At 67.1% G+C, this 23,152-nt stretch carries 25 protein-coding genes; 9 read left to right on the forward strand and 16 right to left on the reverse strand.

Annotation, left to right across the window (positions count from 1 at the left end; all coding sequences use genetic code 11):
* The first annotated feature begins 9 nt into the window (after nucleotides 1-9).
* On the forward strand, nucleotides 10-1,161 hold the full coding sequence (locus FFF93_RS11850; protein WP_186372151.1) for an Mrp/NBP35 family ATP-binding protein: 1,152 nt from the start codon (nucleotides 10-12) through the stop codon (nucleotides 1,159-1,161).
* Nucleotides 1,162-1,185: 24 nt separating this feature from the next.
* Here the strand turns inward: FFF93_RS11850 and FFF93_RS11855 are convergent, their stop codons facing one another.
* The 3 genes from FFF93_RS11855 to sigE all read right to left on the reverse strand — a co-directional run bounded on the left by FFF93_RS11855 (nucleotide 1,186) and on the right by sigE (nucleotide 3,438).
* Entirely contained in the window at nucleotides 1,186-1,563 is a 378-nt protein-coding gene (locus tag FFF93_RS11855; RefSeq protein ID WP_138768736.1) for a twin-arginine translocase TatA/TatE family subunit, read from the reverse strand.
* A 76-nt stretch (nucleotides 1,564-1,639) separates the two neighbouring features.
* The gene (locus tag FFF93_RS11860) at nucleotides 1,640-2,596 is read right to left on the reverse strand and encodes a hypothetical protein (RefSeq protein ID WP_261375101.1); all 957 of its coding nucleotides are present in this window, start codon (nucleotides 2,594-2,596) and stop codon (nucleotides 1,640-1,642) included.
* Nucleotides 2,597-2,802: 206 nt separating this feature from the next.
* On the reverse strand, nucleotides 2,803-3,438 hold the full coding sequence (gene sigE, locus FFF93_RS11865; RefSeq protein ID WP_138768735.1) for an RNA polymerase sigma factor SigE: 636 nt from the start codon (nucleotides 3,436-3,438) through the stop codon (nucleotides 2,803-2,805).
* 267 nt (nucleotides 3,439-3,705) lie between these two features.
* Between sigE and FFF93_RS11870 the strand changes: the two genes are divergently transcribed.
* The gene (locus FFF93_RS11870) at nucleotides 3,706-4,338 is read left to right on the forward strand and encodes an O-methyltransferase (protein ID WP_138768734.1); all 633 of its coding nucleotides are present in this window, start codon (nucleotides 3,706-3,708) and stop codon (nucleotides 4,336-4,338) included.
* 77 nt (nucleotides 4,339-4,415) lie between these two features.
* Here the strand turns inward: FFF93_RS11870 and FFF93_RS11875 are convergent, their stop codons facing one another.
* From FFF93_RS11875 to FFF93_RS11890, 4 genes are all read right to left on the reverse strand, one after another.
* Complete coding sequence (locus tag FFF93_RS11875) at nucleotides 4,416-4,583, reverse strand: DUF3117 domain-containing protein (protein ID WP_079550332.1); 168 nt, start codon at nucleotides 4,581-4,583, stop codon at nucleotides 4,416-4,418.
* Between the two features lie 223 nt (nucleotides 4,584-4,806).
* On the reverse strand, nucleotides 4,807-6,111 hold the full coding sequence (locus tag FFF93_RS11880; RefSeq protein WP_138768733.1) for a hypothetical protein: 1,305 nt from the start codon (nucleotides 6,109-6,111) through the stop codon (nucleotides 4,807-4,809).
* Nucleotides 6,108-6,479, reverse strand: a complete 372-nt coding sequence (locus tag FFF93_RS11885; RefSeq protein WP_138768732.1) for a DivIVA domain-containing protein — start codon at nucleotides 6,477-6,479, stop codon at nucleotides 6,108-6,110. The genes FFF93_RS11880 and FFF93_RS11885 overlap by 4 nt, the downstream gene beginning before the upstream one ends.
* 35 nt (nucleotides 6,480-6,514) lie before the next feature.
* Complete coding sequence (locus FFF93_RS11890; RefSeq protein ID WP_261375102.1) at nucleotides 6,515-7,408, reverse strand: TIGR00730 family Rossman fold protein; 894 nt, start codon at nucleotides 7,406-7,408, stop codon at nucleotides 6,515-6,517.
* Nucleotides 7,409-7,563: 155 nt separating this feature from the next.
* Between FFF93_RS11890 and FFF93_RS11895 the strand changes: the two genes are divergently transcribed.
* The 4 genes from FFF93_RS11895 (at nucleotide 7,564) to FFF93_RS11910 (ending at nucleotide 10,868) form a co-directional block, all read left to right on the forward strand.
* Nucleotides 7,564-8,319 (forward strand): amino acid ABC transporter ATP-binding protein, encoded by a 756-nt coding sequence (locus FFF93_RS11895; RefSeq protein ID WP_138768731.1) that lies wholly within the window; start codon nucleotides 7,564-7,566, stop codon nucleotides 8,317-8,319.
* Between the two features lie 87 nt (nucleotides 8,320-8,406).
* A complete protein-coding gene (locus FFF93_RS11900) occupies nucleotides 8,407-9,288 on the forward strand; it encodes a glutamate ABC transporter substrate-binding protein (RefSeq protein WP_138768730.1) in 882 nt (293 codons plus the stop codon).
* 96 nt (nucleotides 9,289-9,384) lie between these two features.
* Nucleotides 9,385-10,035, forward strand: a complete 651-nt coding sequence (locus tag FFF93_RS11905; protein WP_138768729.1) for an amino acid ABC transporter permease — start codon at nucleotides 9,385-9,387, stop codon at nucleotides 10,033-10,035.
* Nucleotides 10,032-10,868 carry an amino acid ABC transporter permease gene (locus tag FFF93_RS11910; RefSeq protein ID WP_138768728.1) on the forward strand — a complete coding sequence of 279 codons (837 nt, stop codon included), beginning with the start codon at nucleotides 10,032-10,034 and terminating at the stop codon, nucleotides 10,866-10,868. The genes FFF93_RS11905 and FFF93_RS11910 overlap by 4 nt, the downstream gene beginning before the upstream one ends.
* Nucleotides 10,869-10,957: 89 nt before the next feature.
* Here FFF93_RS11910 and dapE read toward each other — a convergent pair whose 3' ends face one another.
* Complete coding sequence (gene dapE / locus FFF93_RS11915; RefSeq protein ID WP_138768727.1) at nucleotides 10,958-12,082, reverse strand: succinyl-diaminopimelate desuccinylase; 1,125 nt, start codon at nucleotides 12,080-12,082, stop codon at nucleotides 10,958-10,960.
* Between the two features lie 143 nt (nucleotides 12,083-12,225).
* Between dapE and dapD the strand changes: the two genes are divergently transcribed.
* Nucleotides 12,226-13,236: a 2,3,4,5-tetrahydropyridine-2,6-dicarboxylate N-succinyltransferase gene (gene dapD / locus FFF93_RS11920; RefSeq protein WP_138768726.1), complete on the forward strand. Its 1,011-nt coding sequence runs from the start codon at nucleotides 12,226-12,228 to the stop codon at nucleotides 13,234-13,236.
* Between the two features lie 65 nt (nucleotides 13,237-13,301).
* A complete protein-coding gene (locus FFF93_RS11925) occupies nucleotides 13,302-14,153 on the forward strand; it encodes a hypothetical protein (RefSeq protein WP_395858387.1) in 852 nt (283 codons plus the stop codon).
* Nucleotides 14,154-14,196: 43 nt separating this feature from the next.
* On the opposite strand, the gene FFF93_RS11930 is transcribed toward FFF93_RS11925, so the two are convergent.
* The 5 genes from FFF93_RS11930 to fdxA all read right to left on the reverse strand — a co-directional run bounded on the left by FFF93_RS11930 (nucleotide 14,197) and on the right by fdxA (nucleotide 18,676).
* A complete protein-coding gene (locus FFF93_RS11930; protein ID WP_138768725.1) occupies nucleotides 14,197-14,808 on the reverse strand; it encodes a hypothetical protein in 612 nt (203 codons plus the stop codon).
* A 58-nt stretch (nucleotides 14,809-14,866) separates the two neighbouring features.
* A complete protein-coding gene (locus FFF93_RS11935) occupies nucleotides 14,867-15,514 on the reverse strand; it encodes a TetR/AcrR family transcriptional regulator (protein WP_138768724.1) in 648 nt (215 codons plus the stop codon).
* Nucleotides 15,515-15,673: 159 nt separating this feature from the next.
* Nucleotides 15,674-16,957, reverse strand: coding sequence for a citrate synthase (locus FFF93_RS11940; protein WP_138768723.1), 1,284 nt, complete (start codon nucleotides 16,955-16,957; stop codon nucleotides 15,674-15,676).
* A 231-nt stretch (nucleotides 16,958-17,188) separates the two neighbouring features.
* Nucleotides 17,189-18,337 (reverse strand): succinyldiaminopimelate transaminase, encoded by a 1,149-nt coding sequence (gene dapC, locus FFF93_RS11945; RefSeq protein WP_138768722.1) that lies wholly within the window; start codon nucleotides 18,335-18,337, stop codon nucleotides 17,189-17,191.
* A 12-nt stretch (nucleotides 18,338-18,349) separates the two neighbouring features.
* A complete protein-coding gene (gene fdxA, locus FFF93_RS11950; RefSeq protein WP_056737938.1) occupies nucleotides 18,350-18,676 on the reverse strand; it encodes a ferredoxin in 327 nt (108 codons plus the stop codon).
* A 152-nt stretch (nucleotides 18,677-18,828) separates the two neighbouring features.
* Between fdxA and FFF93_RS11955 the strand changes: the two genes are divergently transcribed.
* On the forward strand, nucleotides 18,829-19,077 hold the full coding sequence (locus tag FFF93_RS11955; protein WP_138768721.1) for a hypothetical protein: 249 nt from the start codon (nucleotides 18,829-18,831) through the stop codon (nucleotides 19,075-19,077).
* A gap of 272 nt (nucleotides 19,078-19,349) precedes the next feature.
* On the opposite strand, the gene FFF93_RS11960 is transcribed toward FFF93_RS11955, so the two are convergent.
* From FFF93_RS11960 to typA, 3 genes are all read right to left on the reverse strand, one after another.
* The gene (locus FFF93_RS11960) at nucleotides 19,350-20,210 is read right to left on the reverse strand and encodes a type IV toxin-antitoxin system AbiEi family antitoxin domain-containing protein (RefSeq protein WP_186372152.1); all 861 of its coding nucleotides are present in this window, start codon (nucleotides 20,208-20,210) and stop codon (nucleotides 19,350-19,352) included.
* Nucleotides 20,211-20,602: 392 nt separating this feature from the next.
* The gene (locus FFF93_RS11965; protein WP_138768719.1) at nucleotides 20,603-20,959 is read right to left on the reverse strand and encodes a hypothetical protein; all 357 of its coding nucleotides are present in this window, start codon (nucleotides 20,957-20,959) and stop codon (nucleotides 20,603-20,605) included.
* Nucleotides 20,960-21,005: 46 nt separating this feature from the next.
* Entirely contained in the window at nucleotides 21,006-22,934 is a 1,929-nt protein-coding gene (gene typA, locus FFF93_RS11970; protein WP_138768718.1) for a translational GTPase TypA, read from the reverse strand.
* Nucleotides 22,935-23,152 lie beyond the last annotated feature (218 nt).

Below are 23,152 nucleotides of genomic sequence, written 5' to 3' on the forward strand. Positions count from 1 at the left end.
CAAGCCCGCATGAGCACCCCGCAGGGACCAGCCGAGGCGTCCCGCATGGAACAGGCCGTGCACGCGGCACTGCGCACCGTGATCGACCCCGAACTCCGGCGGCCCATCACGGAACTTGGCATGGTGGATTCGGTGGCGGTCTCCGACGGCGGCCGGGTCCGGATCACCGTGCTCCTGACCATCGCCGGCTGCCCGCTCCGCGGCACCATCACCGCAGACTGCGAAGCGGCGCTGTCCGCCGTGCCGGGGGTCAGCGCCGTCGACGTCGAATTGAAGGTCATGAGTCAGGACCAGCGCGATGCCCTCAAGGAGCAGTTGCGCGGCCCCGGCGGCAAGCGCGGCATCCCGTTCAACGCTCCGGCTTCCTTGACTAAGGTGTACGCCGTGGCGAGCGGCAAAGGCGGCGTGGGCAAGTCCTCCGTCACCGTGAACCTGGCCTGCGCGCTGGCCGCGCAGGGCCTGCGGGTGGGAATCGTCGACGCCGACGTGTACGGCTTCTCCGTCCCCGCCCTGATGGGCATCAGTCAGGCACCCACCCGGGTGGATGACATGATCCTGCCGCCGGTGGCCTACGGGGTCAAAGTCATCTCGATCGGCATGTTCGTCACGGGCAACCAGCCGGTGGCCTGGCGCGGGCCCATGCTGCACCGCGCGCTCGAGCAGTTCCTCACGGACGTCTACTTCGGCGACCTGGACGCACTGTTCCTGGATCTGCCGCCCGGCACCGGGGATATCGCCATCTCCGTGGCCCAACTGCTGCCGGCGGCGCAGATTTTGGTAGTCACCACCCCGCAGGCCGCGGCCGCCGACGTCGCCGAGCGGGCCGGTGCGATCGCCGTCCAGACCGGCCAGTCCGTGGCCGGCGTCGTGGAGAACATGTCCTACCTGGAAATGCCCGACGGCGCCCGGATGGAACTCTTCGGCAGTGGCGGCGGCGCCGTGCTCGCCGAGCGTCTCTCCGCCACGGTGGGCACCGAAGTGCCCCTGCTCGGCCAGATCCCGCTCGACATCCTGTTGCGCGAAGGCGGGGACACCGGCGTTCCGCTGGTGCTTGGCCGTCCCGAAACGCCGGCGGCGAGGGCTTTGGCGGGGATTGCCGGACAGCTGGCGTCCAGCCCGCGCGGACTGAACGGCCTGTCGCTGGGTCTCCAGCCCCGCTGAGCCGGACCTGCCCCGGACGTCGGCTTAGGTGGCCTCGGAGTCGTACGGTGCGGCTTCGCCCTCCGGCAGCCGCTCGATGACGCGGGCCGGTGGCCGCTCCTCTGCGGTGGCCACGGCTGCCGGCGCTCCGGCGCTGACGGGTTTGCTGTCGTCCTCAAGGAGGGCTTCCTTGATGATCCGCCGGGGGTCATACTGCCGGGGATCGTATTTCTTCCAGTCCACATCGTCGATGTCGATGCCGACTTCTTCTTTGATCTGCTCGCGGGCGCCGGAGGCCATCCGGCGTACTTCCTTGACGATGTTGGCGAGCTTCTGGGTGTATTCGGGCAACCTGCTGGGACCGATCACCAAAAGGCCGATGATCAGCAGAAGAATGAACTCCGGTCCGTTGATTCCAAGCACTCTAGGAAGATTACCCTCTCACTCGGGCGTGCGACGATTCGGCTGGACCCCTCCGGGCCCCGGGCGGGAAAAGACCTCAGCGGACGAGCAGCTCCATAATCCGTTCCATGCCACGCTCCAGCCGGGCCTCGATCCCCTCACCGCTGGCGGCCGCAGCCGCGCCGCCGGGACGGGACTGCACGAGGGCGCCCACGCCGTCGTCGGCCTGCTCTTCGGGCAGTTCGGAGACATAGGTGAAAGTGGCCACGGGCGTCCGGTAGATGGCCCGGAAGGGTGCCTGGCGGTTCACCCACAGCGTGCCCTCGGCCGGCACGGGATTCTCCGGAGCCGCCGCTTCGGCCCGGCGGACGGCCACAAAGCCGTCTTCGGTGGCCGGGTGCCCGGTGAGCACGTTGACAGGAGGCGCGGTGGGGAGCTGTCCGGACCCGGCGCCGCCCGGGCCGTCAGGGAACGCTTTCGGATGCTGTTCCAGGACGGTGGCAAAGTGCAGGCCGTCGGTCAGGCGGAGCTCCAGCACCTCCGAGCCGTCGGCGACGCCGCCGCGCGCCCAGAGGAGGTGGTAGCCCAGTTCCCGCAGTTCGGGGCAGGTCCAGCCGCGGGCCCGCAGCGCGGCGAGCTGCTCCGTGTTCAGCCCACCGGCGGGCGCGACGTCGGGACCGCTGCTGAGTTTCCACGCGGCCCCTGAGACACTCTCGGAGGTGACAGCCGGCCCGGGCAGCCGGCCGGGAAGGGCTGCGGCAAAGGCACCGTCGGCAGTCAGCGGCGCGTCGCTGCCAATGAGGTAGGCGGCGCCGCCCATCAAGGCCGTGGTGGCAGCGATTCCGCCGGCAATCTGCGCCGCCAGGCGCCAGGGCCGCGCCCGGCGAGCCTGCGGCGCACGCTGCAGCCCGGGTACTGCGCCGGGCCCGGTGCCGGCCGCCGGGGCGGCGTCTGGGAGCGCGGAATGTGTTTTGCCTGCGTCCTCGGGTCCGACGGCCAGCTCCCCCGTGCGGGCGAGCAGCCGTGCGGTGAGGTCGTCGCTGGCGGCGGGCACAGCGGCACCGCGCAGCCTCTCAAGGTATTGGCGTTCCCGTTGCTGCCGGACGCGGCACTCCGCGCAGCGCGTCAGGTGCCTCCGACGCCGCTCCTGGGCCTTGCGGGAGAGCGGCGGCGTGCCAAGCCGGGGACGCCTCGGCGTGCGGCCGAAGTACCTGCACGCAAGGCCACCCAGTAAGTGTTTCAGCTGACCCATTGCCCTGTTCAGAGGAGGCCGGCGATGCGCGGCATCTTGAGCCGCGGCTTCAGCGATTGCTTGGCGGCCGGCTGCGGCCGCGGGTCCCGGTGGGCAAGCTTCTCCCGGAGCATGGTGCGGCCGCGGTGGATCCTCGACCGGACGGTGCCAAGCTTGACGTCCAGCGCCACGGCGACCTCGTCATACGACAGGCCTTCAAGGTCGCAGAGCACCACGGCGGCGCGGAAATCCGGCGGCAACTCCTCAAGCGCGGCCTGCACGTCCAGGTCGAGGTTGTTGAACTCAAAGCTCTGTTCCGGGCCGGGTTCGCGGCCGGGGATCCGCGACTCGGCGTCCTCGGCGAGGGCATCGAAACGGATCCGGCTCTTGCGGCGAGCCTGGTCGAGGAAGAGGTTGGTGGTGATCCGGTGGAGCCAGCCGTCGAGGGTTCCCGGCTTGAAATTCTCCAGGGAGCGGAAGACGCGGACGAAGACCTCCTGGGTGAGATCTTCGGCGTCGAACTTGTTGCCGGTGAGCCGGTACGCCAGGCGGTAAACCTTGGCGGAGTGGTTGGTCACCACCTCTTCCCACGTCGGCCTGACCCACTCGGCCTCGGCCGTGGGCTGGGACTCATCAGTTACAGGGACACCTGCCAGAACCGACATTGTCCACTCCCCTCGCGGATGGTGCTTACGCCTTGATGGAACTTGCGGATGCAAGGCCCTACATCGTTAATTCGGCGCCGGTCACCTTGCGGATGAGCGGATACCCATCATTTCAAAATATGCTGGGAATTTCCTGACCCGGAGGTTTCTTCCGCCAACGGCGGAACACCGCCCCGGAACGCCGCCCCGGTACGGAGTTACGGGTACTCAGTGAAGGACACAGTACGCTGTATGAAACACTCCCCTCCTGCCCGGAAAGCGATACCCATGAGCGCCGATAAGTCCACGAGCTGGTCCTACGCAGAAGATCTGCCTGCCGAGGATGAGGTTCTGTTGCACGCGCGCGAACGGTCTTTCGAACTGGGCGTCACCCCGATCGGACCGGGCGTCGGAGCCGTCCTGACCGTACTCGCGGCCGCCTCCAAGGCGCAGACCGCCGTGGAAATCGGCACCGGCGCCGGCGTCTCCGGCGTGTGCATCCTCCGGGGCCTCGGCCCGCAGGCCGTCCTGACTACCATTGACGTCGATGTCGAGCACCTTCGTGCCGCTCGCGAGTCCTTCCAGGAGGCCGGCAGCCCCGCCAACCGCACCCGCACCATCTCCGGCCGGGCCGGGGACGTACTGCCGCGCCTCACCGACGGCGCCTACGACCTCGTGTTCATCGACGCGGACAAGCCCAACTACCCCGGCTACGTGGAGCAGGCCATCCGGCTGCTCAAGTCCGGAGGCCTGCTGATCGTCAACGACGCCCTGGACAAGGACCGGGTCTCCAACCCGGCGGCCCGGGAGGCGACCACCGTGGTGCTGCGCCAGATTGGAAAGTCCATCCGCGACGACGACCGGCTCGCCTCCGCGATGCTCCCCACCGGCGACGGACTGCTGGTCGCGGTCAAGAAATAGTTTCCCACCCCTGTGGCGCAAAAGCGGAAGGGGCCTGCCGCCAACCGGCAGCGGGCCCCTTCGGCACGATAGAGAAGCTATTCGGTAACGCCGACCAAGCATTCCTTGAGGTTGGTCGCTTCGGCAGCGTTGAGTTCGACCACAAGCCGCCCCCCGCCTTCGAGCGGAACACGCATGATCAGGCTGCGGCCCTCTTTGGTCACTTCCATAGGGCCGTCGCCGGTGCGTGGTTTCATAGCCGCCATGAGGAATATCCCCCTTAGTAGTCCCGTGACTTGCCAGCCCGGCCGGGCTGCGTCCGCTTGGTCAAACAAGCCGCCTGGCGGCCGTGATGGCAGCCGCCGTGGCTCAACACTCAGTTTTCCTTGCTTAGGGCCATTATCCCGTAATTACGCGCTTGTAGCTAATCGATGGACTTTCCCGGACCCTTGGTAATGCCGCTGCTCGGGTCCGGAAAGGTGTCCGGCGTCACGGCGGGTAGTCGCCGCCGCCGGGCAGTTGCGCCCATGCCCAGAGCCACACGATCCACACCAGCTGCAGCAGTAAAAACATGACAACAACCGTCCCGCGGTAGGCGCGGGAGCGGGAAACGAGGGCCGCGCCGAGGGCCAGCGGGAACAGCGGCAGCAGCATCCGGAAGGTGCTGGTTTGCGGGTGCAGGAAGACAAGCAGGTACCCCACGTAACAAACACACCACAGCCGCAACTCCGTTCCCAGCGCCACCACGGGACGGGACATCATCAGCAGGGCAAAGGCGGCCACGAAAACGAACGGCGCCAGCAGCCCCAGGACGGGTCCGAAGAGCTGGATGCCGGTGTCGAACCAGGGTTTGAACGGCACCAGGTCGTGGCCTCGCCACACTGTCTCGGTTTTGGTGTAGGCCTCTATATCCCCCGTGACGGCCCATGCGATGGCCGGCCACATCAACGCGCCAATGCTGCTGACGGCGGCCAGCCCGGCCAGGGACCACAGCTCGCCGGTGCTGTGCTGCCGGGCGCCGGCGCCCGCTACGGCGGCAAGGCCGGGCCGGGGTTCCCCGGCGGTCCGCGGGCGCAGGCCGAAGCGGGCCCCCAGATGCGGGTACGCGCGGTACAGGAAGAGCAGGCCAACCATGGCGGCAAAGGGCACCCCGGTGGGCCGCGACAGGCACATCAGCAGCGCCACCGGCATGGCCCACAGGTAATGCCTTCGCACCACCAGCAGCAGCGCCGCGGCGAGCAGCAGGAGGTTCAGCGACTCGGCGTACGGCACCTGCAGGACAGGTGCGACGGGGAAGGTGGAGACGAACACCGCGCCCCAGAGGGCCGTGCGGTGGGTGGCCTTGAGGCGGAACAGCCGGTAGATGACGAGGACCGCCGCCAGCCCGGAGAGCATGGCGATCATGGTCAGTGAGGCGGCCGGGGCGATCCCGGTCAGCCCGGAGAGCATCCTGCCCAGTAGCGGGAAGATCGGGTAGAACGCCCAGGCGTTCTCCTGCACGTTGCCGGTCCCGTCGGTCGGCAGCACGGCCGGGTACCCGCGGGTCAGCGCCTCGCCGTACCAGCGCGCGTCCCAGATGTTGATGAAGTTCCAGTAGTCGGGCTTCGGTGGGAACCACGGGTTCACGCCCTGCTGGAGGGCGGCGGCCATGAAGATGCAGGCGCTGACCAGGCGGGCGGCGAGGTAGAGGCCGCCGACCTGGAGCCACCATGGCCAGCGGGCACTGCGAGCGCCGGCCGCCGCGATCCGGTTCCACACGGCAACGTTGAGGCCGTCCTGCGCGGTTTCGTTCACGGGGCCGGATCCGGCTCCGGGCTCTCCAGCCGCGGACGTTCGGGTTCCGGACGTTCCAGTTCCGTGCGGAGGCTGGCGATTTCGCGGTCCTTCCGGGCGATCTGGTCCCGCAGCTCGTCGAGGACCTGGTCCACCTGGTCCATCCGGTAGCCGCGCACGCCAACGGCGAAACGGATCCGGTCGACGTCGGCGGGTTCCGCGTCGTCGGGCAGCAACACGGCCGGCAGCGAGGCCACCGGTTCGTCGAAGCCGTCCTCGAAGGGTTGCTCTCCGGCCCGGCGCCGGAAGACCCGCGGCGCCAGGTCGGTGCCGACGAGGATGGCGACGGCGGCCAGCACGATCGCCACGAAGACCAGGAAGAAACTCACAGCTCCATCGTGCCAGACGCGGCCGGGCGGAACGCTCAGGCCCGCGGGCTGTTGCCGGTCCCCATGCCGTTGGTCCCGGCGCCGTTAATCCCCGCGCCGGGGTTGTTTCCAGTGGGGTTGCGGTGCCGGGAGGCGCCTTCGACGATGAGTTCCACCGCGAGCGCCGGGTCGTCGACCACCTGCACGAGGTCCAGGTCCTCCTCGGCCATCATGCCCTCGGCCACCAAGGTGGTCTGGAGCCATTCCAGCATCGGGCTCCAGAAGGCGGTGCCGATCAATACGATCGGGAAGGAGGTCACCTTGCGGGTCTGCACCAGAACCATGGCTTCGAAGAGCTCATCGAGGGTGCCAAGGCCGCCGGGCAGCACGATGAACCCCTGTGCATACTTCACGAACATGGTCTTGCGGGCGAAGAAGTAGCGGAAGTTGATGCCCAGGTCCACCCACTGGTTCATGCCCTGCTCGAAGGGCAGCTCGATCCCGAGCCCCACCGAGACCCCGTTGCCCTGGACCGCGCCCTTGTTGGCCGCTTCCATGGACCCGGGGCCGCCGCCGGTAATCACGGCCAGGCCGGCGTCGGCCAGTTTGCGGCCGACGTCGACGGCCAGTTCGTAGTTGAGGCTGCCCGGCACGGTCCGGGCGGAACCGAACACGCTGACCGCCGGCCCGAGGTCGGCGAGGGCGCCGAAGCCTTCGACGAATTCGCTCTGGATCCTCAGCACACGCCACGGGTCGGTGTGCACGAACTGGCCGGGGCCCTTGGTGTCCAGCAGCGTCTGGTCCGACATCGTGACCTTCGCCGCCTTGCGGCGCAGCTCCAGGGGCCCCTTATGCCGGATGCCGTTGGCCGGCGGGACCTCACGCCGGCCGGAACCGGCGTTCCCTGCGGTCTGGTCTGGGGTGGGCTGCGGCTCGGTACTCATGCCCATAGGCTAGCGCGGATCGGCGGGCCCGGTGTTCCGGCGCGTCATGGCTGTCGGAGCGTATGGTATGACCCTGACCTGCGGATATCTCTTGGGTCACGATGTGGACCAACTATGAGTGATTGCGGTCATATCCGGCTAATGTTCGCTAGATTCTTCTTATGACTACTCAAGTGCCCGGCGATGCCCTCGTCTCCCTGAATGCCGTCAACAAGCATTACGGCCAGTTGCACGTCCTCAAGGACATCAATCTGAACGTCCGCAAGGGCGAGGTTGTTGTTGTCATCGGGCCCTCGGGCTCCGGCAAGTCAACGCTCTGCCGCGCCATCAACCGTCTGGAAACCATCGACGACGGCGTGATCACCATCGACGGCAACGAACTGCCTGCAGAAGGCAAAGAACTGGCCAAACTGCGCGCCGACGTCGGGATGGTGTTCCAGTCCTTCAACCTGTTCGCGCACAAGACGATCCTGGAAAACGTCACCCTGGGACCGATCAAGGTCAAGGGCGTGTCGAAGGCCGAGGCGGACAAGGACGCCATGGCGTTGCTGGAGCGTGTCGGCGTCGGGCACCAGGCGCCGAAGCTGCCGGCCCAGCTCTCCGGTGGACAGCAGCAGCGCGTTGCGATCGCCCGTGCCCTGGCCATGAAGCCGAAGGTGATGCTCTTCGACGAGCCCACCTCCGCGCTGGACCCGGAAATGATCAACGAGGTCCTCGACGTCATGATCCAGTTGGCCAAGGAAGGCATGACCATGATCGTGGTCACCCACGAAATGGGCTTCGCCCGCAAGGCAGCGGACCGCGTGGTCTTTATGGCCGACGGCCAGATCGTCGAGGACGCGACGCCCGAAGAGTTCTTCACCAACCCCAAGAGCAGCCGCGCCAAGGACTTCCTGTCCAAGCTGCTGACGCACTGACCGTTCCGCTGCGCCACACCACCACTGAACCTCCGCAGAGTTCGCACCCAGGCCGCCGTGAGGCGGCCGACCAATGAAAGGAATGTCATGATGGCATTTTTGACCCGAAGGAAATCCCTTCTGGTTGCCGCATCCGCAGCTCTGGCCCTGAGCCTGAGCGCCTGCGGCGGCAGCTCCTCCACTACCAATCCGCCCGTAGCCGAGAAGCCGAGCTTCGCCGCCGACAGCACCATGGCAAAGCTTTCTTCCGCCGGCAAGATCACCATCGGCACCAAGTTTGACCAGCCGCTGTTCGGCCAGAAGGGCCTCGACGGCAAGCCGGTCGGCTTCGACGTCGAGATCGGCAAGCTGATCGCCGCCAAGCTGGGCATCTCCGCCGACAAGATCGAGTGGGTCGAGACGGTTTCGGCCAACCGCGAGCAGTTCATCAAGCAGGGCAAGGTCGACATCATCGTCGCCACTTACACGATCAACGACAAGCGCAAGACTGAAGTCGACTTCGCCGGCCCGTACTACGAGGCAGGCCAGGCCCTGATGGTGAACAAGGACAACAACTCCATCAAGAAGCCCGAAGACGTCAAGGGCAAGAACGTCTGCTCCGTGACCGGATCCACCCCTGCCTCCACGATCGTGGAGAAGTACGGAGCAGTCCTGGTCCCGGCCGCGACCTACTCCGCCTGCCTTGAGCCGCTGCGCAACAAGCAGGTCGAAGCGATCACCACCGACAACGTCATCCTGGCCGGCTTCGTCAACAAGGAGCCGGACGCCTTCAAGCTCGCCTCCGACGAGACCTTCACCAAGGAGCCTTACGGCATCGGCCTGAAGAAGGACGACAAGGTCTTCCGCAACTGGATCAACGACCAGCTGGAAGCCTTCGACAAGGACGGCTCGTACAAGAAGGCCTGGGAAGCAACTGCAGGCGCCGTCATCAAGACGGCCCCGAAGCTCCCCGCCATCAACCGCTACTAAGCAAGGCGTGGCGGTCGCCGGAGTTCGCGACGTGCGGTCCGGCGGCCGCCACTGCCCTGTTAACGCTTGACCCCCTCAACGCAGCTGAAGGAACCTATGGACGTCATCATTGAAAGCCTGCCCCAGTACTGGGACGGCTTTCTCAGAACCCTTTTCCTGGCAGTGGTCTCGGGAATCTTCGCCCTCATTTTCGGCACCCTGCTCGCGGCGGCCCGCGTCTCCCCCATCGCCGCGCTGCGCGGCTTCAGCATGGCCTACGTGGAAGTGGTCCGGAACACCCCGCTGACCATCGCGTTCTTCTTCGCCGCCGTCGTGCTGCCCCGCCTGGGCGTTACGTTCCAGCAGTTCGAAGTCGCAGCCATCATCGCCCTGAGCGCCTACACCTCTGCCTTCATCGCCGAGGCCGTGCGCTCCGGCGTCAACAGCGTCCCGGTCGGCCAGGCCGAGGCCGCCCGCAGCATCGGCATGAAGTTCGGCCAGGTGCTCTCCCTGATTATCCTTCCGCAGGCCGTGCGCACGGTGATCCCGCCGTTGATCAACATCCTGATCGCCCTGGTGAAGAACTCCTCCGTCGCCGGCGCGTTCTACGTACTGGAACTCTTCGGCTACGGCAAGCAGCTGGCCAACGACCACGGCGACGCCGTCATGTGGGTCCTGGTCGGCGTCGCGTTCTTCTACCTGCTGATAACCGTCCCGCTTGGCTACCTGGCCAACGTGGTTGAACGAAAGGTGGCGATCGCACGATGAGCTCCGTTCTCTACGACGTCCCGGGTCCCAAGGCCCGCCGCGTTTCCCTCATTGGCTCGGTCATCGGTGTGATCGTGATTGGCGTCCTCTTGGTGCTGGCCGTGATGACCCTGGCCCAGCAGGGCATTTTCGAAGGACGGCGGTGGGCCATCTTCGGCCAGGCCGACGTCTGGACCCTGATCGCCAACGGCATCGGCGCCACCCTCAGTGCCGCCGCGGTCTCAGCCGTCATCGCCTTCCCCCTCGGCCTGCTGCTGTGCCTGATGCGGATCTCCGATGTGGCCTGGATCCGCATCCCCACCCGCATTGTGCTCGAGTTCCTCCGCGGCATGCCCGTGGTCCTGATGATGCTGTTCGTACTGCTCGTCTTCGCCACCAGTTCCTTCATCGCCGTGGTGGCCGGCCTGGTCCTGTACAACTCGGCCATTTTCGCCGAAATCATCCGGGCCGGCATCCAGTCGCTGCCCAAGGGACAGCGGGAGGCCGGGCTTGCCATCGGCCTGACGAGCTTCCAGTCACGGCTCACCATCGAACTGCCGCAGGCTATCCGCCGCATGCTCCCCTCGCTCGTGGCGCAGCTCGTGGTGCTCCTGAAGGACACCTCGCTCGGTTACATCGTCGCCTACGGCGAGCTGCTCCGGGCGGTCCAGGTGATGGCCGACTTCCTGGGTCCGCAGTTCCTGTTCCCGGTGTTCTTCGTGGCCGCGGCCATCTACATCGCGATCAACCTTGCGGTTTCCCGCATCGCGATCATGATCGAGAAGCGCGGTTCCAAGAAGGCCGCCGGCGGCATGGCCCACGTCCCGGTCGCGGGCACCGCCCCGGCCAAGTAGGCCGGTCCGGGCGAAGCCCCAATGGATGAAGGTCCGGAACCCGTCGGGTTCCGGACCTTCGCTGTTTAACCGGCCATCCGGTGCCCTGGCTACACGCCCAGCCAGCTCCGCAGCGCCCGCAGGCACTCCCGGATCGCCTCGGCGTCGACGTGTTCATCGTCTTTGTGCGCCAGCAGCGCATCGCCCGGGCCGAAGTTCACGGCGGGGACCCCCAGTTCGCTGAAGCGCGCGACGTCGGTCCAGCCGTATTTGGGTTTCGGCTCGGCCCCGACGGCGGCGACGAAGGAGGCGGCGGCGGGGTGGTTCAGTCCGGGCCGCGCACCGGCGGCGCCGTCGGTGCGGACCAGCTCGAAGCCGGCCAGCAGTTCGCGCACGTGTTCCTCAGCCTGCGCCATGGACTTGTCCGGGGCGAACCGGTAGTTGATTTCCACCACGCAACGGTCCGGAATGACGTTTCCGGCCGTGCCGCCTTGGATCTTCACCGCGTTAAGGCTCTCGCGGTAGTCCAGGCCGTCGACGGTGACGGTCTGCGGCTCGTAGTCGGCCAACCGGGCCAGGATCGGGGCCGCAGCGTGGATGGCGTTACTGCCCATCCACGCGCGCGCCGAGTGGGCAGCCTCGCCGAGGGTGGTCGCTTCGAACCGGATGGTGCCGTTGCAGCCGCCCTCGACTGTGCCGTCGGTCGGTTCCAGCAGGATCGCGAAGTCGCCTTCCAGCAGGGCCCCGTGGTTCCGGACCAGCCGGCGGAGGCCGCTCTTGACCCCCTCGACTTCCTCGTGGTCGTAGAAGACAAAGGTGACGTCCTTGTCCGGCTCCGCGCCGCCGTCGAACAAGCCCGCGGCCAGCGCGAGCTGCACCGCGACGCCGCTCTTCATGTCGGTGGCACCGCGGCCGTACAGGATGCCCTCCCCCGGCGCCCCGGAGGGCCAGTAGGACGGGACGGTGCCGAGCGCGCCCTCGGTGGTCGGCAGCGGGACGGTGTCGAGGTGCCCGGCGAGGATGACCCGCTCGGGCCGGCCGAGGCTGGTGCGGGCGATCATCGCGTCGCCGTCGCGGACCAGCTCCAGTTGGGGGATGGCGCGGAGGGCGTGCTCGACGGCGTCGGCCAGCCGGCCTTCCTCCCCCGAGACACTGAAGATGTCGATGATGTCCGCGGTCAGCAGGGCAACGTCCCGGCGCAGGTCCAGGCGGGCGGGGGCAAGAAGTTCAGTCACGGTTCCACTGTATATGCCGCCCCCGCTCCTCCAACTGGCTCGCAGTAGTTGTCGTTCGGAGGCGTCATAACGACAACAAGTGGGACCCAGTCGGGGTGTCACGGGTTTCGGTGAGCGCGGGCGCCGTCTATAGACTTGGGGTCATGACTGAAACCGCTTCTGCTGCCGTGCCCGACGACTCCCGCTCCGCCTACGGCTACGGCGTCGCGACCATCGCCACCCGCAACGGTGAGGCCACCGTGCTGGACGTCTGGTTCCCGGCTCCGGCGCTCGGGACCGCGACGGAGAGCCTCCGCGACGTGGCGAATGCGGACCAGTCGCTGCTCGACGTCGCCGCAGAGGGCGCCGACGCGGACCGCGGCACCGAGCAGAAGGTCGTCTTCGTCCAGGTCCACCTCGACGAGGCCCCGGCCGACACCGCGGACGCGTACCTGCGCCTGCACCTGCTCTCGCACCGCCTCGTGCGGCCCAACACCATCAACCTGGACGGCATCTTCGGCAAGCTGCCCAACGTTGTGTGGACCAACTTCGGCCCGGCCGCCGTCGAGGACTTCGAACTGACCCGCGCGCGGCTGCGCCGGCGCGGCGCCGTGACCGTCTACGGCGTGGACAAGTTCCCGCGGATGGTCGACTACGTCATCCCCTCTGGCGTCCGGATCGCCGACGCCGACCGGGTCCGCCTCGGCGCGCACCTCGCCGAAGGCACCACCGTGATGCACGAAGGCTTCGTGAACTTCAATGCCGGCACGCTCGGCTCCTCCATGGTCGAGGGCCGCATCTCCGCCGGCGTGGTGGCCGGTGACGGCTCCGACGTCGGCGGCGGTGCCTCCATCATGGGCACCCTCTCCGGCGGCGGCAAGGAGAAGATCTCCCTGGGCGAACGAGTCCTGCTCGGCGCCAACTCCGGGGTGGGCATCAGCATCGGTGACGACTCCGTCGTCGAGGCCGGCCTTTACGTCACGGCCGGCACCCGGGTGCGGGTGGTCGGGCAGAAGGACGCCGACGGCGAGGACACCAGCCAGATCGTCAAGGCCGTTGAACTTTCCGGCGTCCCCAACCTGCTGTTCCGCCGCAACTCCTCCACCGGCGAGGTGGAGGTACTCCCGCGCAAGGGACAGACCGTCGAACTCAACGAGGCTCTGCACGCCAACTAGGCACCGGCCGATCATTGACCGGCAGAAGACTGGACCGGCCCGGCAGGGCCTGAGGGAGTTGTTACGTGGCACGCAGAGGTGGCTGGCGCCGTCGGATCGTGCTGTTGCTGGCCGTAGCCATGGTGGCGGGCGCGATTTATACCGCAGTGGAATTCCTGCAGCGCTCCGAGACCCTGATCACCGAGCGCTGCACCGCGGTGGGCTCGGGCGGTGACGATCTCGCGACCGACCAGGCCGCCAATGCGGCCCTCATCAGTGCCATCGCGGTCCGGCGGGGGCTGCCGGCCCGCGCCGCGAGTATCGCCCTGGCCACGTCCATGCAGGAGTCGAAGCTGCGCAACATCGGCCACGGCGACCAGGCCGGCCCTGACTCCCGCGGGCTGTTCCAGCAGCGGCCCTCGCAGGGCTGGGGCACCGAGCAGGAGGTGATGGACCCGTACCACGCCACGAACGCCTTCTACGACGCGTTGGAGACGATCCCGGGCTACGAATCGCTTCCCATTACCGAGGCCGCCCAGCAGGTCCAGCGGTCGGCGTATCCCGGGGCCTACGCCCAGCACGAGGGGATGGCCCGCGCCTTCGCCTCCGCCCTGACCGGCCACACCGCGCAGGGCCTCGACTGCTCGCTGCGCATGCCGGACGCGGCAGGGGACCCCGCGCAGCTCCAGCAGCGCCTGGCCGCGGCCTTCGGCCCCATCCCGGCGACGGCGGCCGGAAGGACGGTAATGGTGACCGCCCAGGACACCCGATCCTGGGCGGTCGCCCACTGGGCGGTGGCCAACGCCAAGGCCCTGTCGATCAGCGAGGTCCGGGTGGCCGGGCAAACCTGGACCCGGTCATCCCACAACGGCTGGCAGGCCGGGGACGCGCCGTCGGGCCAGGTCGCCATCACGGTCGCCGGGAAGCCTGCGCCGTAGCGCAGTCCGTCCCCGACCCAGGGCCGGTCCGACGGCGCCGGGCTCAGACCAGCAGTTCGATGACGGGCTGGACGTAGCTGCGGAACAGTTCCGGCTCGGAGAGCAGCGCCGAGCTCATGATGATCTTGTCCGGCTCCAGATACCAGGCCCGCGGCTCGGCGAGGGGAAGCTCGATGATGGTCAGCTCAAAGTTCCGAGCGGCCCGGCCGACCTCCAGCAGCCGGTCCTCCACCAGGTCGGCCAGCAACTCGGTGGCTCCGCTGGCATCCCGTTCGGCTTCCAGGGCCAGGTACTCCCCCCGGCGTTCGCGGGCCCAGCTCAGGGCCGCACCGAAGTGCGCCTGCAGGACCCGGCGGAGGGCCGGCGAGTTCCCGAACGCGCGGAATCCCGGCGGCCCAAGCTCGGGCTCCATCTCCGGGTGGGCTTTCAGGAGCTGGGCCCACCAGGCCTCCCACTCGGTCTTGAGGGCGCTGATGCCGCCGACCTCGTCGATCAGGTGCGAATGGTCGGAGGCACGGATCTTCGGGGCCGCGTGGCAGAGTGCGGGGTGGCCGACAGTCTCCAGGCCGGCCGCGTCTCGGACGTACAGCGCTATGAGCAGCGGTCCTGAGGTGTCCATGGTGATTTGCCAGCCCGGCCCGCCTGTTTGGTGCATCCGATTGCCTCCCTTGGCAAGACGTACTTTTCCAGTCTATTCCTGAAGGTAGTGCACGTTAATGGCCGGCCCCGCTGCCGACCAGGCTGGCCAGATGGGCCTCGAGTACATCGTGGCACATTTGTGCCGTCATCCACTCCGGCTGCAGCAGGGCGTGCATAGTGAGTCCGTCCAGGGTGGCCAGCAACCGTTCCGCCTCGGTGACGAGCTGCTGCCGGTCCGGACCGCCGGCGCCGTCGTCATCGCCTTGGGTCGCGGCCAGGTCCATCATCAGCCGGCCGACGACGGCGGCCACCGTGCGGTGGCTGCGGTCCGCTTCCGGGGCAAGGAACGGCCTGGTCCGGGCCGCGTTCTTGAAGGCCATCCAGACGCAGGCGTCGACGGCGCGTTCCTCGTCCAGCGGCAGAAGTTCCCCCAGCAGAGTTAATACGGCGGTGCGGTGCTCGGCGGAGCCTGGGGCGGTTTCCGCCAGCCGGGCCTCCGCAGTGTCGAGCCGGCCGGCGATCCGGTCCACCACGACGCCGAAAGAGTGGGCCAGGAGCTCGTCGCTGCTGGCAAAGTAGTGCCGCACGGAGCCCACCGCCAGTTCGGCTTCGTCGGCGACCTCGCGGAGCGAGGCCCGCTCGAGCCCGTCTGCCGCGACAATCCTGAAAACGGCTTCGACAACTTCCTGGCGCCGCAAAGCAGCGTCGACAAATTTGGGCATTGCTCCTTTTTAGCACGGATGTGCCCGCACGCGGGCCTCCCACGCCGGTCGCACCAGCAACTCCAGCACCAGGGCCGGGCCACCTGTCCCCGGCAACAACGACGCCGGCCGCGCACCTCATGCTCGAGGTGCGCGGCCGGCGTCGTGGACGGGTGGTGCCTAGACGGAGGGGTAGTTCCGTTCCGGCTCTCCCGTGTAGAGCTGCCGCGGGCGGCCGATCTTGGTGTTCGGGTCGCTGATCATTTCGCGCCACTGCGCGATCCAGCCCGGCAGACGGCCGATCGCGAACAACACGGTGAACATCTTCTCCGGGAAGCCCATCGCCTTGTAGATCAGGCCGGTGTAGAAGTCCACGTTCGGGTAGAGCTTGCGCTCGATGAAGTAGTCATCCTGCAGCGCCTTCTCTTCGAGGCGGAGCGCGATGTCCAGGAGTTCGTCGTTGCCGCCGAGCTTGCTGAGGATCTCGTGGGCCGTGGCCTTGACGATCTTGGCGCGCGGGTCGTAGTTCTTGTAGACCCGGTGCCCGAAGCCCATCAGGCGGACGCCGTCTTCCTTGTTCTTGACCTTCTCCATGTAGTCCTCGGGCTTGATGCCGTCGGCCTGGATCTGGCGGAGCATCTTGAGCACAGCCTCGTTGGCGCCGCCGTGGGCGGGGCCGAAGAGGGCGTTGATGCCGGCGGAAACGGAGGCGAAGAGGTTGGCGTTGGAGGAGCCGACCAGCCGCACCGTGGAGGTGGAGCAGTTCTGCTCGTGGTCCGCGTGCAGGATCAGCAGCAGGTCCAGGGCCTTGGCCACCACCGGGTCCACCTCGTACTGCTCGGCCGGCAGGCCGAAGCTCAGGCGGAGGAAGTTCTCCACGAGGTTGTGGGAGTTGTCCGGGTACAGCATCGGCTGGCCGACGGACTTCTTCAGCGCGTAGGCCGCGATAACCGGCATCTTGGCCAGCAGCCGGTAGGTGGAGACCTCAACCTGCTCGGCGTTGAACGGGTCCAGCGAGTCCTGGTAGAACGTGGACAGCGCGGACACGGCGGAGGACAGCACCGGCATCGGGTGGGCGTCGCGGGGGAAGCCGCTGAAGAAGCCTTTGAGCTCCTCGTGCAGCAGGGTGTGGTGGCGGATCCGCTGGTCAAAAGCTTCCAGCTCGGCCGGAGTCGGCAGGTTGCCGTAGATCAGCAGGTAGGAGACTTCCAGGAAGCTGGAGTGCTGGGCGAGCTGCTCGATCGGGTAGCCCCGGTAGCGCAGGATGCCGGCGTCGCCGTCGATGTAGGTGATGGCCGACGTGGTGGCCGCGGTGTTCATGAAACCGGGGTCGAAGGCAACGGCGCCGGTCTGCTTCAGCAGCTTGGAAACGTCGTAGCCTTCGTTCCCTTCAACAACCTTGATGCGGGGGAGCTCGAGCTCGCCGCCCGCATGACGCAGGGTTGCGCTGGTGGTCTCAGTCATGGATTCTCCTCATGAGGCGTCAGGGCCCCTGTTGAAAGCTTGATCCAACATCTGGTGAAGCGGCCCACGGAGCCCGTATCTGGACACGGGTTCCAACGGCTGCGCTGCCTTCTTGTGGAAAGCCACCATTGATAGTCAGTTAAAAACTACCGCCAGTTCGCGGGTGGCACTAATCCGGGGCTACTCCAAAGCGTCCAAATCGCGCATCTTGTGTCCGGCATCACAGCATTGTTACGGTCCCGTAGCCAGCCGTTCGACGGCGGCGTCGATCCGTTCGTCCGTAGCGGTCAGCGCCACCCGGATGAAGCCGTGGCCGGCGTCCCCGTAGAAGACGCCGGGACCCGAGACGATGCCGCGGTCGGCGAGCCTGCCGACGGTGTCCCAGGTGGCCTCGCCCGCGGTGGCCCAGAGATAGAGCCCGGCACGGGATTCGTGGATCGTCAGTCCGAAACGCTCCAGCGCCGGGACAATGCGTTCGCGGCGTCCGCGGTAGAGGTCCTTTTGCGCGGCCACGTGCCCGTCGTCGCCGAGGGCCACGCGCATGGCTTCCTGGACCGGGTAGGGCACGATCATGCCGGCGTGCTTGCGGCTGTTGACCAGGTTGGCCATGATCGCGCCGTCGCCGGCCACGAACGCGGCGCGGTAGCCTGCGAGGTTGGACTGCTTGCTCAGCGAGTAGACCGCCAGCAGACCCTCGTGGGAGTCCCCGGCCACGCGAGGGTCCAGGATGCTGGGCACGGGGTCGCCGCCGCGCTGGACGTCCCACTCGCCCCAGCCAAGTTCGGCGTAGCACTCGTCGGAGGCGACCACGGCGCCGAGTTCCCGGGCCTGGCCCACGATCCGCTTGAGCGAGTCGGCGTCGCGGACGCTGCCGGTGGGGTTGGCGGGTGAGTTAACCCAGACGAGCCGGACGCGGGACCTGGTGTCGGCGTCGAGCTCGTCGAGGTCGTCAGCGGCCACGTGCTCTGCCCCGGCGAAGGTGGCGCCGATGTCGTAGGTGGGGTAGGCGACGGTGGGCCGCACCACGACGTCGCCCGGCTTGAGGCCGAGCAGGAACGGCAGCCAGGCCACGAGTTCCTTGGACCCGACGGTGGGCATGACGTTCTGCGGATCCAGCCCGGGGACGCCGCGGCGGCGGTCAAACCAGGCAGCGATCGCTTCCCGGAGTGCCGGCGTACCGTGCACAGTGGGGTACCCGGGGGCGTTGGCGGCCGCCCGGAGCGCCTCCTGGACGAGGGCAGGCGTATCGTCAACCGGGGTGCCGATCGAGAGGTTTACCGCTCCGCCGGGATGCGCGGCGGCGCGCGCAAGGTAGGGCGCCATCGCTTCCCAAGGGTAGTCGGGCAGGCTGAGGCCGAAACTGCGCACCGCGGAAGTCACCGGAAGGCCGTCCTAGTTGTCTTGGTTCTGCGGCGGCAGCGCGGCGATCATGGGGTGGTCCGTGTGGGTGTTGCCGATCTTTGCGGCGCCACCGGGCGAGCCGAGCACATCGAAGAACTCGACGTTGGCCTTGTAGTAGTCGGCCCATTCCTCGGGGGTGTCATCCTCGTAGTAGATGGCCTCGACGGGGCACACCGGCTCGCAGGCGCCGCAGTCCACGCACTCGTCCGGGTGGATGTACAGGGAACGCTCACCCTCGTAGATGCAATCGACGGGGCATTCTTCGATACATGCCTTGTCTTTGACATCTACACACGGCTGCGCGATTACGTACGTCACGTCCCTGGCCTCTCCACGTTGGTTCCGGCATCCCGCCGGATTTTGCTCCCGGCCTGAGCGCCGGGCTGCTGACTTCTGAGCCTATTATCTCCCAGCCCGGTCCCGCGAACCTAGCCGGGCGTCACAGAGCCCTCGCCCCCTACTATGGACGGGTGAGTTCACCGATCCCCCAGCCGCAGCAGTTCCTCTCCGACGCCCCGCTGGGGACCCGAGTGGTGGTGCGCTACCGGATTGATGGCGGCCTGACGGATGCCTTGGGCGAGCTGGTGGCCCGCACCGCCAGGGAATGCACTGTACGGACCCGGCGGTCCGACGTCGTCATTGGCCTCGGGCTGGTGGTGGCCGCCAAGGCAGTCCCGCCGGCCCCGCCGCGCCGCCCCCGTGGACATGCCCTCCCCTAGCCGCCTCAATAGGACATGCCCATCCGCTGCACAATCCGACGGGCATGCCCATCCCCAAGCCGCGCCGACGAGCATGCCCATCGGCTGCGCCCTCCACCATGGGACATGTCCATTCCCAGGTTCGAAGAATGGACATAATGCCGTTATGTCCATCCGCCGCTCTGCAGGGAGAGCATGCCCATTCCCGCCGGGATCCCGCGACGGACATGCCCATTGCTCGCGGCACAGACAGCTCCAATCCCGCAGCCGCAGGATTCAGGCAGCGGCAGGAATCAGGCAGCGGCAGGATTCAGGCGGCGGCAGGATTCCCGCAGCGGCAGGAACCAGGCGGCGGCGGAGAGCCGGTTGAGCGCCTCCCGGACCATGGCAATAAATTCCTCCGGCCGGTATTTGAGCAGCGGATAGGTGACGACCAGAGTGGGAACACCCAGTCTGGTGGTGACATTCCACCGGCGCCGATCTTCTTCGAAACTCAACCGGTCCATGTGAAAGCCGGCGCCGTCGGTCTCGATTCCGAGCCGCCCGTCCACCATGAGATCCAGGTGGCCCATCCCCGGGACGTTGACCTGGGATTCAACGTGGAAGCCTGCGCGCCGAAGGTGGAACCGTGCGAGGCACTCGATGACCGATTGCGACTGCGGAACGATGGATGCGACGATCCTGCGTTCCCGGGCGTCACTCCGGCTGGCCAGGCGCAGGCGAAGCGACGCCAAGGGAAGTCCCTTCAGTACGACGGCGGATTCGGCAATCACAAGGCCATCCAGCTCCGGCAGGCAGCGCAGGCTCTGCACCACCGTGTCCAGCAGGGTCGGTGGATGAGTCGCCCGGTGGCATACAAAACCCGGATAGGTCCGGCTATGGGTGAGTCCGACGTGTGGTTGCTGGGGCGCTTCTAGGACCCACAGGCCGCCGAATTGCGCTGCACTGACACACGCGGGCTCGGCGGGGAGGGAACGGATAGCGACAAGTAGAGGGTCTGCTCCCGGCGTCGCGTAGACGCCGCGGGACACCCGGGCGACGGCGCCCGATGCCAGGGCCGCCCGGAGGTGAAAGCCCGATATCCCGGCAGCCGCCAGATGCTTGGCTCGCGCAACGCCGTCGTACCTGGACATGACTTCATTGATTTTGACCATGCTCACCATGGTTTCGAGGCCGGCCCGAGAGCGACAGCTCCGGCTTCCGCTATGTGCACAAGCGGGTGGCCACCGAAGCGGCTGCTTGGACGGACATGTCCATTCCCGGCCGACGGACATGTCCAGTGCACGGTCCGAGCATTGGACATTGTGCCCATATGTCCACTCTGGGGAACGAAGGATGGGCATGTCCCGCCAGTGCGGTCACGTACGACGGGCATGCTCATCAGCGTGAATTAAAGCTGGGCATGTCCCGCCAGGGCGGTCACGTACGACGGGCATGCTCATCAGCGTGAATTAAAGCTGGGCATGTCCCGCCAGGGCGGTCACGGACGACGGGCATGTCCGTCCGGATGAACCAAGGATGGGCATGTCCCTCCCGGGTTGGTACGCTACCGGCCCCGCCGCGCGTAGCGCCGACTCCAGGCCAGCGTAATGAGCGTGACACCCACGATGCCGTACACCCAGATATTCCCTGCGAGGTCGCCGATGATCAGGCGCTTGCCCTGATCCAGGGTGGACCACCAGCCCGCCAGCGCGTAGCAGACGGCACCGCAGGCTGCCGTTGGAAGCGGGGACCGGAAGGCGGCACCGAGCCAGAGCTCGACCGCGCCCAGCAGCACCAACGCGGCGACGGCGCCCCACGGAAGCTCGACGCCGCCAACCACCAGGTGCTGCCCGTGCAGCATGGTGCCTGCGAGGGCAGCAAAAAGAGCTGCCGGTACGGCGACGGCAATGCCGCCTGCCATACCGGCAGCTCTTCTGTTCACAAGGGCCTCAGCGTAAACGCGGAGACTAGACCTTGGCGCGGGCGCGGTTGGCCTTGGCCCGCTCGTTGGTGTCCAGGATGACCTTGCGGATGCGGATGGCGTCCGGGGTGACCTCGACGCACTCGTCTTCGCGGGCGAATTCGAGGGACTCTTCGAGGGTCAGATCGCGCGGCGGCGTCAGGTTCTCGAAGGTGTCCGAGGAAGCGGCACGCATGTTGGTGAGCTTCTTTTCCTTCGTGATGTTGACGTCCATGTCGTCGGCGCGGGAGTTCTCGCCGACGATCATGCCCTCGTAGACCTCGGAGGTGGGCTTGACGAAGAAGGAGCCGCGTTCCTGCAGGTTGATCATGGCGAACGGCGTCACAACACCGGCGCGGTCGGCGATCATCGAGCCGTTGGTGCGGTATTCGATCGGGCCGGCCCACGGTTCGTAGCCTTCGGAGATGGAGGCGGCGATGCCGGCGCCACGGGTGTCCGTGAGGAACTTGGTGCGGAAACCGATCAGGCCACGGGCCGGAACGATGAACTCCATGCGGCACCAGCCGGTGCCGTGGTTGGCCATGTTGGTCATGCGGCCCTTGCGGGCTGCCATGAGCTGGGTGACGGCGCCGAGGTACTCTTCCGGCACGTCGATGGTCATGTGCTCCATCGGCTCGTGGATCTTGCCGTCGATGGTCTTGGTGACAACCTGCGGCTTGCCGACAGTCAGTTCAAAGCCCTCGCGGCGCATCTGCTCGACCAGGATGGCCAGCGCGAGCTCTCCACGGCCCTGGACTTCCCAGGCATCCGGACGCTCGGTGGGGAGCACCTTGATGGAGACGTTACCGATCAGTTCCTTGTCCAGGCGGTCCTTGACCTGGCGGGCGGTGACCTTCGCGCCCTTGACCTTGCCGGCCAGCGGCGAGGTGTTGATACCGATGGTCATGGAGATCGCGGGATCGTCCACGGTGATCAGCGGAAGCGGCTGCGGGTTCTCGGCGTCGGTCAGGGTCTCACCAATGGTGATTTCCTCGATGCCGGCGACGGCGACAATCTCGCCCGGGCCTGCGGACTCGGCCGGGACGCGGTCCAGCGCCTTGGTGGCGAGCAGCTCGGTGATCTTGACGTTCTTCAGTTCGCCGTTGGCGCGCGCCCAGGCAACGGTCTGTCCCTTGCGGAGGGTGCCGTTGTAGATGCGCAGCAGGGCGAGGCGGCCGAGGAACGGGGAGGCGTCCAGGTTGGTGACGTGCGCCTGCAGGACACCGTTCGGGTTGTAGGTCGGTGCCGGGATGTGCTCGATGATGGCCTGGAAGAGCGGCTCGAGGTCCTCGTTCTCCGGGGGGGTGCCGTCGGCCGGCTGCTCGAGGGACGCGCGGCCAACCTTGGCGGCGGCGTAGACGACGGGCACGTTGAGGATCTTGTCCAGGTCCAGGTCCGGAACTTCGTCCGCGAGGTCGGAGGCCAGGCCGAGGAGCAGGTCCATCGACTCGTGCACGACTTCTTCGATCCGGGCGTCGGGGCGGTCGGTCTTGTTGACCAGGAGGATCACCGGCAGGTGAGCGGCCAGGGCCTTGCGCAGCACAAAGCGGGTCTGCGGCAGCGGGCCCTCGGAAGCATCGACGAGGAGGACGACGCCGTCGACCATGGACAGGCCGCGCTCGACCTCGCCGCCGAAGTCGGCGTGGCCGGGGGTGTCGATCACGTTGATCGTGATGGTCTCGCCCTTGGAGGACGGACCGTTGTAGGCCACGGTGGTGTTCTTGGCCAGGATGGTGATGCCCTTTTCGCGTTCCAGGTCACCGGAGTCCATGACGCGGTCTTCGAGGTGGTTGTGCTCGGCAAAGGAGTTGGTCTGCTTGAGCATGGCGTCGACCAGGGTGGTCTTGCCGTGGTCAACGTGGGCCACGATCGCGACGTTGCGCAGGTCACTGCGCGATGCAGTGGCTACCGCAGTGTTGGTGGTGGTTTCAGACATGCGTTATTGCTCGATTCAGTGGTGAAGTCAGCTGTTGTATCGCGACATTTCCAACCGGAACGCACGACGGATGAGTCCCTTTGGCACAGGGCACCTTCATCCATTCTAGACGCTAGGGCATTTATTGGCCTAAAAACGGGACGGCCGGCGGAGCACACCCGGGTGCCATCTGGCGAGAAACACGCCAGACACGTGAGCAATGTCACTTGGTTTCCGGC

It is taken from the genome of Arthrobacter sp. KBS0702 (assembly GCF_005937985.2).
Lineage (GTDB): Bacteria > Actinomycetota > Actinomycetes > Actinomycetales > Micrococcaceae > Arthrobacter.

Excerpts from the sequence above, each read along its gene's own strand:
- FFF93_RS11850 (WP_186372151.1), top strand. The coding sequence starts at position 10 with ATGAGCACCCCGCAGGGACCAGCCGAGGCGTCCCGCATGGAACAGGCC.
- sigE (WP_138768735.1), bottom strand. The coding sequence starts at position 3,438 with ATGTCGGTTCTGGCAGGTGTCCCTGTAACTGATGAGTCCCAGCCCACG.
- FFF93_RS11870 (WP_138768734.1), top strand. The coding sequence starts at position 3,706 with ATGAGCGCCGATAAGTCCACGAGCTGGTCCTACGCAGAAGATCTGCCT.
- FFF93_RS11875 (WP_079550332.1), bottom strand. The coding sequence starts at position 4,583 with ATGGCGGCTATGAAACCACGCACCGGCGACGGCCCTATGGAAGTGACC.
- FFF93_RS11890 (WP_261375102.1), bottom strand. The coding sequence starts at position 7,408 with ATGGGCATGAGTACCGAGCCGCAGCCCACCCCAGACCAGACCGCAGGG.
- FFF93_RS11895 (WP_138768731.1), top strand. The coding sequence starts at position 7,564 with ATGACTACTCAAGTGCCCGGCGATGCCCTCGTCTCCCTGAATGCCGTC.
- FFF93_RS11900 (WP_138768730.1), top strand. The coding sequence starts at position 8,407 with ATGATGGCATTTTTGACCCGAAGGAAATCCCTTCTGGTTGCCGCATCC.
- FFF93_RS11905 (WP_138768729.1), top strand. The coding sequence starts at position 9,385 with ATGGACGTCATCATTGAAAGCCTGCCCCAGTACTGGGACGGCTTTCTC.
- FFF93_RS11910 (WP_138768728.1), top strand. The coding sequence starts at position 10,032 with ATGAGCTCCGTTCTCTACGACGTCCCGGGTCCCAAGGCCCGCCGCGTT.
- dapD (WP_138768726.1), top strand. The coding sequence starts at position 12,226 with ATGACTGAAACCGCTTCTGCTGCCGTGCCCGACGACTCCCGCTCCGCC.
- FFF93_RS11930 (WP_138768725.1), bottom strand. The coding sequence starts at position 14,808 with ATGCACCAAACAGGCGGGCCGGGCTGGCAAATCACCATGGACACCTCA.
- FFF93_RS11935 (WP_138768724.1), bottom strand. The coding sequence starts at position 15,514 with ATGCCCAAATTTGTCGACGCTGCTTTGCGGCGCCAGGAAGTTGTCGAA.
- FFF93_RS11940 (WP_138768723.1), bottom strand. The coding sequence starts at position 16,957 with ATGACTGAGACCACCAGCGCAACCCTGCGTCATGCGGGCGGCGAGCTC.
- FFF93_RS11960 (WP_186372152.1), bottom strand. The coding sequence starts at position 20,210 with ATGGTCAAAATCAATGAAGTCATGTCCAGGTACGACGGCGTTGCGCGA.
- FFF93_RS11965 (WP_138768719.1), bottom strand. The coding sequence starts at position 20,959 with ATGGCAGGCGGCATTGCCGTCGCCGTACCGGCAGCTCTTTTTGCTGCC.
- typA (WP_138768718.1), bottom strand. The coding sequence starts at position 22,934 with ATGTCTGAAACCACCACCAACACTGCGGTAGCCACTGCATCGCGCAGT.